Here is a 13,460-nt window from a genome sequence, read left to right as displayed (position 1 = left end):
AAACCGCCCCGGCCTGATATCCAGGCCGGGGCGTCAGGATCAGAACGAGGCGCGCAAGCCCAGCCAGTAACGGCCAGCGGTCTCGAAATGCGTGCTCGTGGCTTCACCGGCACCGAAAGTGATGTTCTGTGCGGTGGCAGATAGGACCAGGTTTTCACGAAGTTCGAAATTGGCCCGCAGCGAACCGGCCACATAAGCATTGACCGGTTCCACGGTCAGCGAACCGAAGGTCGGCTGCGACGGCATCATCACGTCAGAGACGTAGTTGAGATAGCCATCGATCGTCAGGCGGCCGCCCGTCCAGCCCAAATGCAGATTGGCCAGATGCATCGGCGTGGTCGCCTCAAAGTCCCGCACCGTACCCGTCGGGAAGCCGACAATATCGTCATGCACAGCCTGGAAAGTGTAGTTCGCATCCCAGGACCAGGCTTCACCGAAGGAACCGGACAGGCTGACTTCAGCGCCCAGCGTCTCGGTGTCACCGCGGTTGTCGTACAGGAAGACCGGCACGCCGCTCAGCGGGTTGAACATGTCCGGAGCCAGACCGAAAGCCCCCTTGATGTCGTCATTCTGCTCGAAGAAGACAGCAGACCGCAGCTGGAGACCCGAAGCGAAATTGCGGTCATAGGCAATCTCGTAATTGGTCACGACCGAGGTCTCCATGTCCGGATTGCCCGAAATGGCAAACGGAACCGTGCCAATCGTGCCATTCAGCGTGAAGCCGATGTCGAACATGGACGGAGCCTGGATGCCGCGGCCCGTCATGAAACGGACCGTGCCGCCGAATTCCGGACGCCAGGTCAGAGCCGCATTATAGCTGAACTCTTCATAGCTGACCGAATAATCAGCCTGGCTGAACGGGTAGAAAATCGGGTTGGGTGAGCCTTCGCGTTCCCATTCCAGATTATCAAAACGACCGGCCAGGGTCAGATCCAGGGCGCTGGAGAACTTGTGGTTCCACATCGCCGAAGCGGACCAGGTCGTATAACCGAAATCGCCATTGCCCGGGTTCGGGAAGGAGATGGAATTGCCGTCGCGGAACTCGACCGACAGACGGATCGTGTCATCGGTGCCGATCTTGAACAGGTCTTCCAGCTGAACGACTGTCAGGTCCGAAGTCAGCGGACCGAAGCTGTAGGCGATCTCGGTCTCATTGCGATAGGCCGTCGCGGTCACAAAACCGAAACTCGTGTCGGCCTCGACAACACCCCGATAGGAGGTGAGCTCATAGACCGTGCTGGCCGGCAGATAGATGCTCGTCATTTCCTGCTGGCCGACTTCGGAATGCGTGGCTTCCGCGGTCAGGCTGACATTCTCGGTGAGCTGGAAACTACCCTGGACCGCTGCGGTTTCGCGCGTGAAATCGCCCGTGCTCAGGGAGGCCGCACCAGTATTCAGTGCCGTGAATTCATCCGCTGCGGCATTGCCATAGCTGATCCGCACGGCAGCGCGATCACCGAAGCTGCGACCATAGGTCAGGGCCACATCGGCATAACCATTCGAGCCGACATTGGCGCGGAAATTTCCGTAATTCTCGGTCTGCGGATTGCGGGTGATGATGTTCACCACACCGGCCACAGCGTTGAAGCCGTAGAGGGCGGACTGGGCGCCTTTGACGACTTCGATCTGCTGGATCTCTTCCAGCTGGACCGGCAGGGTCGACCAGGCCGTATAGCCATAGCTGTCCAGATAGACTTCGCGACCATTCACCAGAACCAGAAGGCGCGGCGAGTAGCCCGCGGCGGCACCGCGGATGGAAACCTGGCTGTCACCAAAGCTGTAGCGGGTGAAATCGATGCCCGCATAGTGGCGCAGGATGCCCGGAATATCGAATTCCGGCGCGCGCTCGATATCATCCTGGGTGATGATGATCATCGTGGCCGGGACGTCGGAAGCACGCTGCGGGGCACCCGTGGCACCCGCCGTGACCGGCTCACCAAAGAGCTCGCTCATCATGGCGTAGTCGAGCTGCTGGGCAGAAGCGCCCGCAGTCGCAACCAGGCCGGCAGCGAGAGCAGAAACAGAGGTCGTGAGGAGGATGTTCTTCATGATTTTTCTCATTAATTCCTTGTTTCGCCTAGATTTCTTCAATCATCATGGCGAAAGCCGCCGCGAAGGAGACCGAGGAGGCATCAGCCGCGCCGCGATTGACGACGATGCGAACGGACGGCGCCGACTGCACCCCCATCACGCAATTGCCGCTTTGCACGCAGCCCATATCGGTGGAAACGGTCATCACGCCGGCCGAGCTGGCCGCGGAAAACACGCCGGCATCGCCAGAGGCGGCGCCCAGCAGCACGGCCGCGTCCGATCCGGACAGGCTGCCGGCATCCGCCAGCGGCACCAGGCGCGCATTCAGGGTGACACGACCGGCCGACAGACCACCGGCCATCGTGCTGGCCAGCGCCTGGGCTTCGCCCTCGCTGGCTGCGTCATAAACAATGGCCACAGTCCGGTCCGACCCGCTGGCTCCGTCAACGAAGCTCAGGGCGCGACCGATCACTTCAAGATCGCGCTGGGTGGTTTCGGCCATGGCGGGGAAAGAAAGCATTGCGCCGGCCAGGACCGGCAGAAGAATATTTCGCATGAAAGCCCCTGCTCAAACTGCGGATGCGTTCTGGCATCCCATGCCGGGCTCAGTATGCGCGAGAAATTAACCAGCAATTTCCGCTAGGTAATACGTTATGACAGATCGACATAACGCCGCACGACCGCTCAACAACCAAAGAATTCACGCAATATTTTTTGCAACCAAACCGCTTCTGGCAAACATTTCTTGCTTTGCAGAAATCCGCCATCAATTTGTCGCCATTTCAGCGCTCAATTGGCAATTATGCGCACGAACTTGCCGGGAAAACGCAAAACCGCGCTCGCGGACACAGCCAAGGGACAGGCATCAACAGCCGGGCTCTTGCTGGCCAGTCTGCTATACCCCATAGGGCTTTTCGCGCCTGCAATAAAAACCAGTCAGATCGGTTTCCTGGTTGACGACCACAGCTTGATCGGTCTGGTCATGAGTTTGGCCAGACACGAGGCTTGGCTGCTGGCGCTCGCTGTGGGCCTGTTTTCGCTTGTCTTCCCTCTGACCAAACTGGTCTGGATGTGGTGGCTTCAATTCGCCCCGCTGACGCAGGTCAGTCATCGCTCGATCGCGTGGCTCGAATGGCTCGGCAAATGGTCCATGGCGGACGTACTGGTCGTCGCCGTCACCGTTTTCAGCCTGCGTGGCAGTTTTCTGTTCAATGCCCAGCCTCAGCCCGGCATTGCCGTTTTCGCAGCGGCCACGCTCATCGCCATGCTCGTCTCCGGCCGGATCAGCGCGCAATTGCGCGAACAGGACGCCTCCGAAAGGAATGAGGCTAGCGCGTCATGAGCCCTTCTGCCCGATGGCGCAGCCGGTCGAGCAAGCCGGACAAGGCTTCCACCTCGTGCTCGCTGAGCTCCGCAACCAGCGCCGCTTCCTCGGCCAGCGCCACCGGCGTGATCTCGCGGTAGATCCTTTCCCCGTCCGGGGTGAGACGCAGGAGACGGGCCCGGCCGTCGGAACCATGGCTCTCGCGCTGCACCAGATCCCGGTCCACCAGGCTGCGAACAGCCCGGCTCACTGAAACCTTGTCCATGGCCGCACTGTCAGCGATGGCCTGCGCCGTCATCGGTACGCCCTCGCCCAGAATGGCAATCACGCGCCATTCCCAGATCGAAATGCCGAAACGGGATTGATAGGCCGTCGCTACCAGCCGGCTGACCAGGTTGGACGTTACCGCCAGGCGATAGGGCAGATAATCGCCCAGGCGCAGCATGTCTTCGGATTTGGAGTCGGCTGAATCCTGCATGCGCCAGACTTGCCGGAAGCCGCGCGCAGCTGCAAGCCAGATGACGTCTCGACGGAAGGCTTCAAGGCGCGTTATCTCAACACCATGAGCGATATCATCACCCTCCCCGCCCCGCCTCGCCTGGCCATTGATGGCAGCGACGACACATTTCCGGTCGCCCGCGTCTTCTGCATCGGACGCAATTATGCCGACCATGCCAAGGAAATGGGGGCCGCTGCCGAACCGCTCTTCTTCTGCAAGCATGCCGATGCGGTCACCACACAGGACAGCCTGCCCTTCCCGCCGGAAACGGATGATCTGCATCATGAGGTGGAGATGGTGCTCGCGCTCGGCGAAGGCGGAAAGATTGTCGCCAGTGGAGTGGGGGTCGACCTCACCCGCCGCGATATCCAGACCAAGCTGAAGGCCAAGGCCGCCCCGTGGGAAATCGCCAAGGCCTTCCACCAGTCCGCGCCCACCGGGGCGCTGCGCCTCGGCCCGCCGCCGGCTTCCGGCGCCGTCACGCTCAGCGTCAATGGCGAGCCGCGCCAGTCCGGCGATCTCTCACAGATGATCCTCGACCCGGCGGCCATGCTGGCGGAACTGTCGCGCTATTTCGTCCTGGGGCCGGGCGATCTCGTCTTTACCGGCACGCCGGCCGGTGTCGCCGCGCTCCAGCCGGGTGACACGGTTGAGGCCTGTGTCGAGGGCCTGCCCACCCTGCGCTTCACCTTCCAGCCGGAGACGGATGCATGACCACGCTTTACGGCTATTGGCGCTCCAGCGCCGCCTATCGCCTGCGCATTGCCCTCAACATGAAGGGCGTCGCCTATGACCAGATCACCGTCAATCTGAAAGAGGGCGAGCAAAACGGCGAGGCCTGGCGCGCCATCCAGCCCCAGGGCCTGGTCCCCGTGCTCAAGCATGAGGGCGAGACCTTTCTGCAATCGCCGGCCATCCTGGAATGGATCGACGAGACCTGGCCGGACCCGGCCCTCCTGCCGTCCGATCCTTCAGCCCGCTGCACCGTGCGCGGCTGGGCCTCGATCATCGGCTGCGACATCCATCCGGTGCAGAATCTGCGCATCCTCAAGGCTGTCGCCGCTGAAGGCGGAACCGGGTTCGAGGGGATGAAGGCCTGGGCCCAGCGCTGGATCCAGTCCGGCCTGGAATCCCTGGAAGTCCTCGTCGCGGCGCACGACCGCACCACGCCCTTCCTCCACGGCGACCAGCCCGGCATGACCGAGATCTATCTCGTGCCGCAAATGTATAATGCCCGCCGCTGGGGTGCAGACCTGTCCAACTGCCCGACCCTGGTCGCCGCCGACGAAGCCGCTCGCGCCCTGCCCGCTTTCGCGGCCGCCGCACCGGAAGCCCAGCCAGACGCCGAAGCCGACGTCTGACCGGACTGACCGGACTGGCCCTGCCTCAGGCCGGGGCCCAGAAACTGTTCACGATCCGCCACTCACCGGCGACGCGCAGCAGGAAGACCCATTCGGTCCGGTCTTCCGCGTCGATACGCGCTGCGCCGGTGGCCCGGGTCGCCTCGAAGACCGTGACTTGCGACGCTGTCTCGCTCGCGCCCGCATCGGTCACCGAAAAGGCGATGGTTTCCAGCGTCTCCGGTGCCAGAAATTCCCGCGCACCGGACCGGTCGACATGGCGGCGGTCGAAATCAGGATAGACCGAGGCCACCACACCCGCTGCATCACCGGCATCCCAGGCCGCCGCATAGGCCTCCACCTGTTCGCGGATCTGGGCGAAATGCGTCTCGCGGTCCGGATTGTCGATCCACTGGAAAGCGCCATAGGCGCAATTCACCAGCACCCACTCGCCATTGATGCGCGTGCCCAGGAAGAAATCATACCAGTCCGTATCCGCCGTCAGCTGGAACACGCCGACATCCGCCGTCGTGTCAAAGAAGCGCACATCCACGGTCGAGCTGACCGGGTCCAGACGGCCATCGGCATTATAGTGCTCGCCCAGGATCAGAAGATCGCCCGGCGTCAGATTCTCCACGGCCATCGGACCGAAGCCCTGAAAGTTCGGCCGCAGGCCCAGCTTGGACAATTCCGGATGCACCGTGGACAACACCTGCTCGGCATCGCGGGCATAAAAGCCGCGCGCGAAGGTGTCGGCCAGTCCGCTCAGCGCGGTTTCGGTGGCCTCATCCTGCGCCCAGGACGGCACCGATGTCAGGGCCAGCGCGGCCATGGCTGTGAAAGCCTGAATGTATTTCATGTGGTCTCTCCCCTCATTCGGCGGCCAACCTAGCCAGTGGCCAGCCCGAAGAGAGGTTTCAATTCGGTCACACGTCTCACGACGTCGTGAAGATCAGCGCCGCAGGTTCTGCCGCTGGCGCGAGACCAGCACCATCCACAACCATTCCACCGGGCCCAGCCGGTAGCGCGGCACCCAGAACCAGGCGGCCGACAACAGGCCGGCATTCAGTCCCAGCGCCATCAGCAGCAAGCCCCAGCGCGGCACCAGGCCGAACAGATTGGCTCCCGGCAGTCCGCTGAACAGGAAGACCAGTAGGATGGAGGCACCCAGATACCCGCTCAGCCAGACCCGCCCCAGCCGCGCCAGTGCCTCGGTCACAGGCTGCAGCACGCCCGCGTTGCAGGCCAGCAGCACCAGAGCGGAAAATCCGTAAGCCAGGCACAGCGCGCCCGCCATGCCGGACAGGCTCGTTGCAAACAGGCCTGACGGGGCAAATCCGGTCGACAGGGCCTGCAGGCTGGCCCACCCGCTCATCGGCAAGCCGATCCCCAAGGCAACCATCCCGGTCATCACATAGGTCTGCACCGGCCAGTCCGGCTCGAAGAAGCCGGTCTGCCAGGCCGCCATGCCCAACAGCATCGCCCCGATGATCCCGCCGCCCAGGAAGACGATCAGGATGAGTTCCTGCATCAGGGCAAAGCCCATATTGCTCGGCCAGCGCGCCAGGAAGCCGGACCGGTAGGTCTCGGTCAGCGCTGCCACACGCTCCGGCGGGAATCCCAGAGCGGTTTCCGGCGTGACACTGTCACCGGTCAATCCGCCCAGCGCGGCCCCGCCAGCCAGAACCAGAAGCGTCATCACCACCAGACCGCCGCCCAACAGGATTTGCGTCATCAGGCGCAAGCGTGCGCCGGCCGCCGCGATCAGGCCGGAAATGGCATAGACGGCCAGCAGGTCGCCGAACCAGAACAGATAGGCATGCACGATGCCGAACAGCAGGAGCCAGCCCAGCCGGCCCCATTGCTGCCCCCCGGCCGGAGCCGCCACCCGGTCCAGCGCCGCCAGCCAGGCCCCCATCAGCACAGCCAGAAGAATGGCGAAGACCGGTGCGAACACTGTGTCGATCAGCCACCAGGCGATCTGGTTGATCGGGGCGTGAAAATCACTGCCCAGTGTCGGCAGCACACTGACCGGCCAGGCCAAGCCATAAGACTGGATCGAGGCGATGATCAGCCCGCACAGGCTCAAACCGAGCAGGGTCTCATACCCGGCCCGCGCCTGGGTCAGTGGCCAGGGCGTCATGCCGTCAAACCCGGTCTGGATCGCATCTGCGCATGTCCCTGCCCCATTTACGCCATTCTCTTACAAAGATTTCACGAAACTCCCGCGTTTCGTGAATTGCCCCCGCGCGCTCGCGCGCTTAGAAAAACCACACCTTTTGAGGGATCGTAAGGCGCACACTGAAAATGATCCAGCTGCTGTCATCGCTGATCGAATGGCTTGCCATCATCACCCTGTCATCCGTCGGGATCGGCATGGAACCGGTGAGCTGTGCCGCGGTGACGCCGACGGAATATCGTACGGTCCACGCGGTCTATACGCCGGTGGATTACACGATGAGCTGGTCTTCGGAGACCGCCGCCGATTGCGGAGAGGCTATGGCCCGGACCATCCAGACCGATGATACGCCGCGCCTGATCACCGAGACGCGCCGCAGCTACTCCAGCTGATCCTGACTGACCGGCCTGCGGGCCGGATTTCAGGTGATGTTTCCCCCGCAAATCTCTCTACTGCATAGATTATCTGTGTGCGCCGGGCGCATTCGCGCCTATTCTCTGTCATACTTTCTCACTGGCCGGGCCCGATCCGAAGATCCGGGCCGGCCGGTTGGCAGACAATCGGGCCCGAGATGACGGACAAGACCCAGGACCAAACCATCAAACTGGCGGAGATGGAGATGACGGACGAGACCCCGGAAAACCCGGTCGCGACCGCCCAGCCTCGCGCGCTGACAAACCCGCATCCCGATACGGGCGGCATGGACGCTTATCCGGACAAGGATGGCGGCGGCTGGCTGGTCTGGCTGGGCTGTATTTTCGGCCTGATGTGGATGGGCGCCGCCGGCGCTTTCATCTGGGGTTATCTCGGCGTCCAGTCCCTGGAAGACCTCACCCGCTACGGCTTCGGCCAGCTCACCGGCCTGTCCGTCTTTGCCCTCGCCCCGGCCCTGCTCTTTGTCATGGGCGGGCTGATGGCGCGCGAAGTCCGCCGCAATGGCCACAATACGCGCCGGGTTGAGATCGCGCTGCGCCGCTTGGCCGAGCCGGCCCAATATGCCGAGAATGAAGTCCGCTCCCTCTCCACGGCCGTTGCCGGTGAGGTCGAGCGGATCAATGCCGCGCTGGAAAGCGCGCTGGCCCGACTGGCGGCCATGGAAGAAGTCATCACCCATCATGCCGACACGCTGGAGCAATCGGCCTCCGATGCCCGCGATCGCACCGAGACCCTGCTGACCGGTCTGCGCACCGAACGGCAGCGCCTGTCCGACGTGTCCGAAAGCCTGGACGACAAGGCCGCCCTGATCGCCGCCGCCATTTCCGACCAGTCCAAAATGGTCGCCGCTGCCGCCGAACTCGCCGCCTCCCAGGCCAGCGATAGCGAGCGCCGCATCCGGGCCAGCGTCGATGACCTCAACGAGGCCGGGACCTCCATCGTGGAGCGCAGTGACCAAGCCGCCTCCATTCTCACAGAACGCACGGGCCATCTGCGCGAACTGTCCGAAACGCTCAAGGAGCGGTCGGAGAATCTCGACGCCGCCTATGTCAAACACCGCCAGCGTCTGGCCGATGCCGGTGAGGCCCTGCGCACTGAGCAGGAAAAAATCGCGGCCGCGCTCGACTTCCACAAGGCCGAGCTGGAAGTCATGGCCAAGACCGCCGGCGATGGAGCCACCGCGCTCAACGACGCCGCAGCCGAAGGCGCGCGCGCCTTCAAGGATGCCGTGGAAGATGCCATTGGTCGCGCCAATGACCTGGCCGGCCGCGTCCGCTCCGAGACCGATAATGCCGCCTCCGAGCATGAAGCCGCCCTCGCCCGCCTGATTGCCGCGGCCCAGGAAGCCAAGACGATTTCCGACGCCGCCATCGACGCAATCGAAGCGCAGGCTGACATTGTGGCGGCCAAGGTCGAGAAGACGAATGAAAGCGCCTTCGAGGCGGCCCGCCGTTCCGACGAAGCGTTCGAACAGCGCCTCGCCGAGGCCGAGAAACTCACCCAGCGCGCCTCCCGTGCGGCGGATGAAGCCGCCGAGTCCGTGCGCAAGCGCCTGTCCGAAGTCCTCAATGCCGCCCGCCATGAAAGCGAGACGGTCGAGCGTCACATCGAAACCATGACGGACCGGCTGTCGGAAATGCCCAACATGGCCCGCGACCGGGCCCAGGAAGCCGCCGACGCGCTGCGCCGCGGTCTGGACGGTCTCAATGCCGCCGCCCTGGCTGCTGCCGAGGAAGCCCAGGAAATCGATGCCGCCTTCCAGGCCCGCATCCGCCAGAATTACGAGCTTCTCAGCGACTTCATGCTGCGCATGGGATCGGTCGCCGGCGGACGCCGCGCACCCAGCCTGGGCTCCAATGAATTGCCGGATCCGCTGATGCATCGCCGCCGCCCGGCCGCCAGTCCGGCCGAGGAGGAAAGTCCCCGCGCCGACGAGGCAGAGTCACCGTCTGCAGAAACCCCGTCCGCCCCTGACGCCGCGCGCCAGGGCCCGCCGGTCGGCATCCCCGAACGGGGCGGTCGTCGCACCGGTGATCCGGGTTGGCGCTGGAAGGACCTGCTCTCCTCCATGCCGGAAGATGAGGATGACACGCCGCCCGGTTCCCGCCGCCGGCGCAAGCCTGAAGACGAGTAGCGTCTATTCCGGACGCGGCAGCTCGCTGACGATCTCAGCGGACCAGTCGGAGATTGCGGCACTCACATCCATGGAGGCCGTATCGAAGGCTGCAATGATCGCCGTCGTCCGGTTGGCCGAGGCGCGAACTTCTGCGGTGAACACGCGAGCCCCGACAAAACGCCGGCCGCGCTCGGAAACCAGACGGGCCGCCAGGCGCACTTTCACCAACGGCGCCGCCTCTTCACCGCGGTCATAAACCGCCTCAAACTCGCGCAGATCCAGCCGCAGCTCGAAATCGGCCCGTACGCCATCGCCCGGACGGGCCGGAACCAGTCCGGACTGTCCCGCATTGAAGGTGTCGATCACCAGATCCTGGACCACTTCCGGGGCCGGCGAAATCCAGCGCGCGCCATGGATATAGGCCAGGCTCTGGCCCGGACGGGTCAGGGCGATCGTATCGCCAGCCAGTCCGCGCGGGGCGATGGGGCGTTCGATCAGCACGATCTGCCAGTCCGTGCCGGTCCATTGGCTCGGCTCCGGCGCCGACAGGCGATAGACCGAAACCGGCTCGGCTTCAGGAAGCAGTGAGACGCAGCCGCCCAGCCCGGTCAGGGCCAGGGCGAGAACCGCCGGTTTCAAGAAGCGGGCAGAACTCATTGCGGCACCTCCACGGTTTCGCGCGGTGATCCGGCGACAAAGCCGCCGGGATTGTGTTCGATTTCAGAAGCAATGCGCTCCAGCGTCGCCGCCAGCTCACGCATGTCGGCCGACGCCCGGTTGAGATTTTCCAGCCCGTCCTCGGCGAAAGCCTCAGCGGCCGGCGTGATCGTCATCATGAACTGGTTGGTATTGCGCGCCGCCAGATCGACAGACAGGGCGGCCTGCCCGGTCTGGTTCACCGCATCGGTCAGCTCATTGTTCAGGAAGCTCTCCGCCGTCACGGCAAAGGATTGCATGGAATTGGCCGCCAGGGAGATGTCCTGTGCCGCCTGGTCAATCCGGCCCACGGCCGTGCGCATATCCTCGATCAGCGCCTCTTCCGCGCTCAACCGCTCGGTCAGTTCCCGCACATTGGCCAGGGTCTGGGAAACCTCATCCACATTCTGTTCGCTCAGCAGGCTGGACAGGCGGATCAGCGCTGTCTGCGCCGCATCCAGCACATCCTCGGATCCTTCGAAAATGCCTTCCAACTGGGCCCGGCGCGCAAAGATCTGCGGCGGCTGGCGTCCCGGCGGGCTCAGCAGGCGCTGGGCATCCGGAGAACCACCCGTGATCAGGATATAGGAGAGACCGGTCAGGCCCTGGGGCTCCAGCTGCGCGGAACTGTCCACCCGGACCGGCGTCTGGGCCAGCACCTGGATACGGGCGATCACCCGGCTCTGCTCGTCCAGCTCCAGCTGCGTGACCTCACCCACCTGGATACCGTTGAACCGCACTTCCCCGCTTTCGCGCAGGCCGCGCACGGGCCCGTCAAACACGATGTCATACATCGCGTAATCGGCATCAAAGGAGACCTTGCCCAGCCACAGGGCGAAGAACCCCATCGCGGCGGCCAGCAGGACGGTGAACATGCCGACCAGGGCGTGATGCGCTTTGGTTTCCATACCTAGCTCCCCTTGCCCGCCAATGCGGCGCGGCCCCGCGGCCCCTGGAAGTACTCATGTATCCAAGGATGCGGGTGATTTAACAACTCCCGGATGGGGGCAACAGCCTCGACCTTCTTGTCAGCCAGCACCGCCACCCGGTCACAAATCTCGTAGAGACTGTCCAGATCGTGCGTGATCATCACAACGGTCAGGCCCAGCGCCCGGGACAATTCGAGGATCAGGCTGTCGAAGGCCGCCGCGCCGATCGGGTCGAGACCCGCGGTCGGCTCGTCCAGGAAGAGAATGTCCGGGTCCAGCGCCAGCGCCCGCGCCAGCGCAGCCCGTTTGCGCATGCCGCCCGACAATTCGGACGGGAAACGCGATCCGGCCGAAGCATCCAGACCAGACAGGCCGATCTTCATGCTGGCGATCTCCTCCATCAGGGGGACCGACATGTCGACATGCTCGCGCAAGGGCGCCATCACGTTTTCCATCACGCTCAACGAGGTGAACAGGGCCCCGTTCTGGAACAGTACACCCCAGCGGCTGTCCACCTTGCGGCGCTCCGATGAGCTCAGCTCCGACAGGCGCTGTCCGTCCAGCAGGATTTCTCCACCATCGGGCTTTTTCAGACCCAGAATGGAGTTGAGAAGCACGGTCTTGCCCGTGCCCGATCCGCCGACAATGCCCAGGATTTCCCCGCGCCGGACATCAAGGTCGAGATTCTCATGGACGACATGCGGGCCAAAGGCCGAGCGGAGGCCGCGCACGGAAATGACGATGTCCTCGCTCATATGCCCAGCTCCAGATACATCATGGCGAACAGGGCTTCGAGCACGATCACGGCGAAGATGGACTGCACGACCGAGGCCGTCACACGGCGGCCCAGCGAGTTCACATCACCCTTCACTTCCATGCCCTGGCGGCAGCCGATGATCGCCACAACCAGGCCGAAGACCGGCGCTTTGGACATGCCGACCCAGAAATGGCTCCAGGGCAGTTCTGAATGCAGGCGGGTGATGAAGAGGGCCGGTGAGATATCCTGCGCCGACCAGGCCACCAGCATGCCGCCGAATATCCCGGCAATCATGGCGCCAAAGGTCAGCAGCGGTGCCATCAGCACGCAGGCCACGACGCGCGGCAGGACCAGGGCTTCATACGGGTCAAGGCCCAGGACGCGCATGGCGTCGACTTCCTGCTGCATCTTCATCGCCCCGATCGAGGCTGTGAAGGCACTGTCCGAGCGGCCGGCCAGCATGATCGCCGTGATCAACACACCGAATTCGCGCAGGACGGCGATCCCGACCAACTCCACCGTGAAGACGGAAAAGCCCAGCTGTCCCAGAAGGTTGGCGCCCATATAGGCAACCACGGCCCCGATGAAGAAGGCCAGGACCGCCACGATCGGGAGGGCATTCACCCCCACTTCTTCCATCGCCCAGACCGTCGGCGTCAGCCGGAAGCGCCAGGGCTGGGCGGCGGTCGACAGGCCTGTGGTCACGGTGCGTCCGAAAAAGGCAAAAGTGGAGACGGTTTCCTGATAGGCAGCCTCCAGCCCGGCCCCGATACGCGCCATCGCGCCCATGAAGCCATAGGCCGGTTCCCGAGGCGCCTCACAAATGGTCGACCGGGCGCGCACTTCATGCATCAGGCGGCGCGCCACCGGATGGTCGCCGAGATAGTGGAAGTCCGCATCCGGATCATGACACCGGCGCACGCTCCGGCTCAGGATATAGGCGCCCGACGTGTCGATGCGTCCGAGATGGCTGAGGTCGAGAACGAGGTCTTCCGGGTCAACCGAGGCTTCGATCCGGCGCAGCGGCGCATCCTGGCGGTTGATCGTTTCCACCACCCAGTCGCCATGGGCTTCCAGCACGGTCTTGCGCCCTTCTTCGCGCACGACCAGTCCGGCAGGCTCGGCTGTCTGGATTGAATGACCCCTCATAGTGT

Annotated in this window: 14 protein-coding genes; 5 read left to right on the top strand and 9 right to left on the bottom strand. The window is 63.8% G+C overall.

Translation table 11 applies throughout. The annotated features are described in order from the left end of the window. Window positions 1-39: 39 nt before the first annotated feature. Both I0K07_RS12990 and I0K07_RS12985 read right to left on the bottom strand, forming a co-directional pair. On the bottom strand, window positions 40-2,049 hold the full coding sequence (locus tag I0K07_RS12990; RefSeq protein WP_203294092.1) for a TonB-dependent receptor plug domain-containing protein: 2,010 nt from the start codon (window positions 2,047-2,049) through the stop codon (window positions 40-42). Window positions 2,050-2,077: 28 nt separating this feature from the next. Beyond that, window positions 2,078-2,587 (bottom strand): hypothetical protein, encoded by a 510-nt coding sequence (locus I0K07_RS12985; RefSeq protein WP_203294090.1) that lies wholly within the window; start codon window positions 2,585-2,587, stop codon window positions 2,078-2,080. Window positions 2,588-2,833: 246 nt separating this feature from the next. Between I0K07_RS12985 and I0K07_RS12980 the strand changes: the two genes are divergently transcribed. Next, on the top strand, window positions 2,834-3,373 hold the full coding sequence (locus I0K07_RS12980; protein ID WP_203294088.1) for a paraquat-inducible protein A: 540 nt from the start codon (window positions 2,834-2,836) through the stop codon (window positions 3,371-3,373). On the opposite strand, the gene I0K07_RS12975 is transcribed toward I0K07_RS12980, so the two are convergent. Continuing rightward, window positions 3,360-3,833 carry a MarR family winged helix-turn-helix transcriptional regulator gene (locus tag I0K07_RS12975; protein WP_203294086.1) on the bottom strand — a complete coding sequence of 158 codons (474 nt, stop codon included), beginning with the start codon at window positions 3,831-3,833 and terminating at the stop codon, window positions 3,360-3,362. The genes I0K07_RS12980 and I0K07_RS12975 overlap by 14 nt on opposite strands. An 84-nt stretch (window positions 3,834-3,917) precedes the next feature. On the opposite strand from I0K07_RS12975, the gene I0K07_RS12970 reads away from it, so the two are divergent. Together I0K07_RS12970 and maiA are read left to right on the top strand one after the other, a co-directional pair. Next, the gene (locus I0K07_RS12970) at window positions 3,918-4,568 is read left to right on the top strand and encodes a fumarylacetoacetate hydrolase family protein (protein WP_203294084.1); all 651 of its coding nucleotides are present in this window, start codon (window positions 3,918-3,920) and stop codon (window positions 4,566-4,568) included. Further along, window positions 4,565-5,215, top strand: coding sequence for a maleylacetoacetate isomerase (maiA, locus tag I0K07_RS12965; protein ID WP_203294082.1), 651 nt, complete (start codon window positions 4,565-4,567; stop codon window positions 5,213-5,215). Before I0K07_RS12970 ends, maiA begins: the two co-directional genes overlap by 4 nt. 25 nt (window positions 5,216-5,240) lie before the next feature. Here maiA and I0K07_RS12960 read toward each other — a convergent pair whose 3' ends face one another. Beyond that, window positions 5,241-6,053, bottom strand: coding sequence for a nuclear transport factor 2 family protein (locus I0K07_RS12960; protein WP_203294080.1), 813 nt, complete (start codon window positions 6,051-6,053; stop codon window positions 5,241-5,243). Window positions 6,054-6,146: 93 nt separating this feature from the next. After that, window positions 6,147-7,337 carry a DUF418 domain-containing protein gene (locus I0K07_RS12955; protein WP_203294078.1) on the bottom strand — a complete coding sequence of 397 codons (1,191 nt, stop codon included), beginning with the start codon at window positions 7,335-7,337 and terminating at the stop codon, window positions 6,147-6,149. Between the two features lie 164 nt (window positions 7,338-7,501). On the opposite strand from I0K07_RS12955, the gene I0K07_RS12950 reads away from it, so the two are divergent. Together I0K07_RS12950 and I0K07_RS12945 are read left to right on the top strand one after the other, a co-directional pair. After that, complete coding sequence (locus I0K07_RS12950) at window positions 7,502-7,765, top strand: hypothetical protein (protein WP_203294076.1); 264 nt, start codon at window positions 7,502-7,504, stop codon at window positions 7,763-7,765. 179 nt (window positions 7,766-7,944) lie between these two features. Beyond that, window positions 7,945-9,942, top strand: a complete 1,998-nt coding sequence (locus tag I0K07_RS12945) for a hypothetical protein (RefSeq protein WP_203294074.1) — start codon at window positions 7,945-7,947, stop codon at window positions 9,940-9,942. A gap of 3 nt (window positions 9,943-9,945) precedes the next feature. Here I0K07_RS12945 and I0K07_RS12940 read toward each other — a convergent pair whose 3' ends face one another. Genes I0K07_RS12940 through I0K07_RS12925 form a run of 4 tightly spaced genes read right to left on the bottom strand, consistent with a single transcriptional unit; the run spans window position 9,946 to window position 13,455 of the window. Continuing rightward, window positions 9,946-10,581 (bottom strand): ABC-type transport auxiliary lipoprotein family protein, encoded by a 636-nt coding sequence (locus I0K07_RS12940; protein ID WP_203294072.1) that lies wholly within the window; start codon window positions 10,579-10,581, stop codon window positions 9,946-9,948. Further along, window positions 10,578-11,528, bottom strand: coding sequence for an MlaD family protein (locus tag I0K07_RS12935; protein ID WP_203294070.1), 951 nt, complete (start codon window positions 11,526-11,528; stop codon window positions 10,578-10,580). Before I0K07_RS12935 ends, I0K07_RS12940 begins: the two co-directional genes overlap by 4 nt. A 2-nt stretch (window positions 11,529-11,530) precedes the next feature. Next, window positions 11,531-12,304, bottom strand: coding sequence for an ABC transporter ATP-binding protein (locus tag I0K07_RS12930; protein WP_203294068.1), 774 nt, complete (start codon window positions 12,302-12,304; stop codon window positions 11,531-11,533). Beyond that, complete coding sequence (locus I0K07_RS12925) at window positions 12,301-13,455, bottom strand: MlaE family ABC transporter permease (protein WP_203294066.1); 1,155 nt, start codon at window positions 13,453-13,455, stop codon at window positions 12,301-12,303. The genes I0K07_RS12930 and I0K07_RS12925 overlap by 4 nt, the downstream gene beginning before the upstream one ends. Window positions 13,456-13,460: the final 5 nt, after the last annotated feature.

Origin of the sequence: Maricaulis parjimensis (assembly GCF_016817355.1) — a bacterium.
In the GTDB taxonomy this organism is placed as follows: Bacteria; Pseudomonadota; Alphaproteobacteria; order Caulobacterales; family Maricaulaceae; genus Maricaulis; species Maricaulis parjimensis.
Note: the sequence above shows the minus strand (reverse complement) of the source record. Positions and strands in the feature narration are given on the sequence as shown.

What these genes read in the sequence shown, in the direction of transcription:
- I0K07_RS12990 (WP_203294092.1), bottom strand. Translation starts at nt 2,049, where the DNA reads ATGAAGAACATCCTCCTCACGACCTCTGTTTCTGCTCTCGCTGCCGGC.
- I0K07_RS12985 (WP_203294090.1), bottom strand. Translation starts at nt 2,587, where the DNA reads ATGCGAAATATTCTTCTGCCGGTCCTGGCCGGCGCAATGCTTTCTTTC.
- I0K07_RS12980 (WP_203294088.1), top strand. Translation starts at nt 2,834, where the DNA reads ATGCGCACGAACTTGCCGGGAAAACGCAAAACCGCGCTCGCGGACACA.
- I0K07_RS12975 (WP_203294086.1), bottom strand. Translation starts at nt 3,833, where the DNA reads ATGCAGGATTCAGCCGACTCCAAATCCGAAGACATGCTGCGCCTGGGC.
- I0K07_RS12970 (WP_203294084.1), top strand. Translation starts at nt 3,918, where the DNA reads ATGAGCGATATCATCACCCTCCCCGCCCCGCCTCGCCTGGCCATTGAT.
- maiA (WP_203294082.1), top strand. Translation starts at nt 4,565, where the DNA reads ATGACCACGCTTTACGGCTATTGGCGCTCCAGCGCCGCCTATCGCCTG.
- I0K07_RS12960 (WP_203294080.1), bottom strand. Translation starts at nt 6,053, where the DNA reads ATGAAATACATTCAGGCTTTCACAGCCATGGCCGCGCTGGCCCTGACA.
- I0K07_RS12955 (WP_203294078.1), bottom strand. Translation starts at nt 7,337, where the DNA reads ATGACGCCCTGGCCACTGACCCAGGCGCGGGCCGGGTATGAGACCCTG.
- I0K07_RS12950 (WP_203294076.1), top strand. Translation starts at nt 7,502, where the DNA reads ATGATCCAGCTGCTGTCATCGCTGATCGAATGGCTTGCCATCATCACC.
- I0K07_RS12945 (WP_203294074.1), top strand. Translation starts at nt 7,945, where the DNA reads ATGACGGACAAGACCCAGGACCAAACCATCAAACTGGCGGAGATGGAG.
- I0K07_RS12940 (WP_203294072.1), bottom strand. Translation starts at nt 10,581, where the DNA reads ATGAGTTCTGCCCGCTTCTTGAAACCGGCGGTTCTCGCCCTGGCCCTG.
- I0K07_RS12935 (WP_203294070.1), bottom strand. Translation starts at nt 11,528, where the DNA reads ATGGAAACCAAAGCGCATCACGCCCTGGTCGGCATGTTCACCGTCCTG.
- I0K07_RS12930 (WP_203294068.1), bottom strand. Translation starts at nt 12,304, where the DNA reads ATGAGCGAGGACATCGTCATTTCCGTGCGCGGCCTCCGCTCGGCCTTT.
- I0K07_RS12925 (WP_203294066.1), bottom strand. Translation starts at nt 13,455, where the DNA reads ATGAGGGGTCATTCAATCCAGACAGCCGAGCCTGCCGGACTGGTCGTG.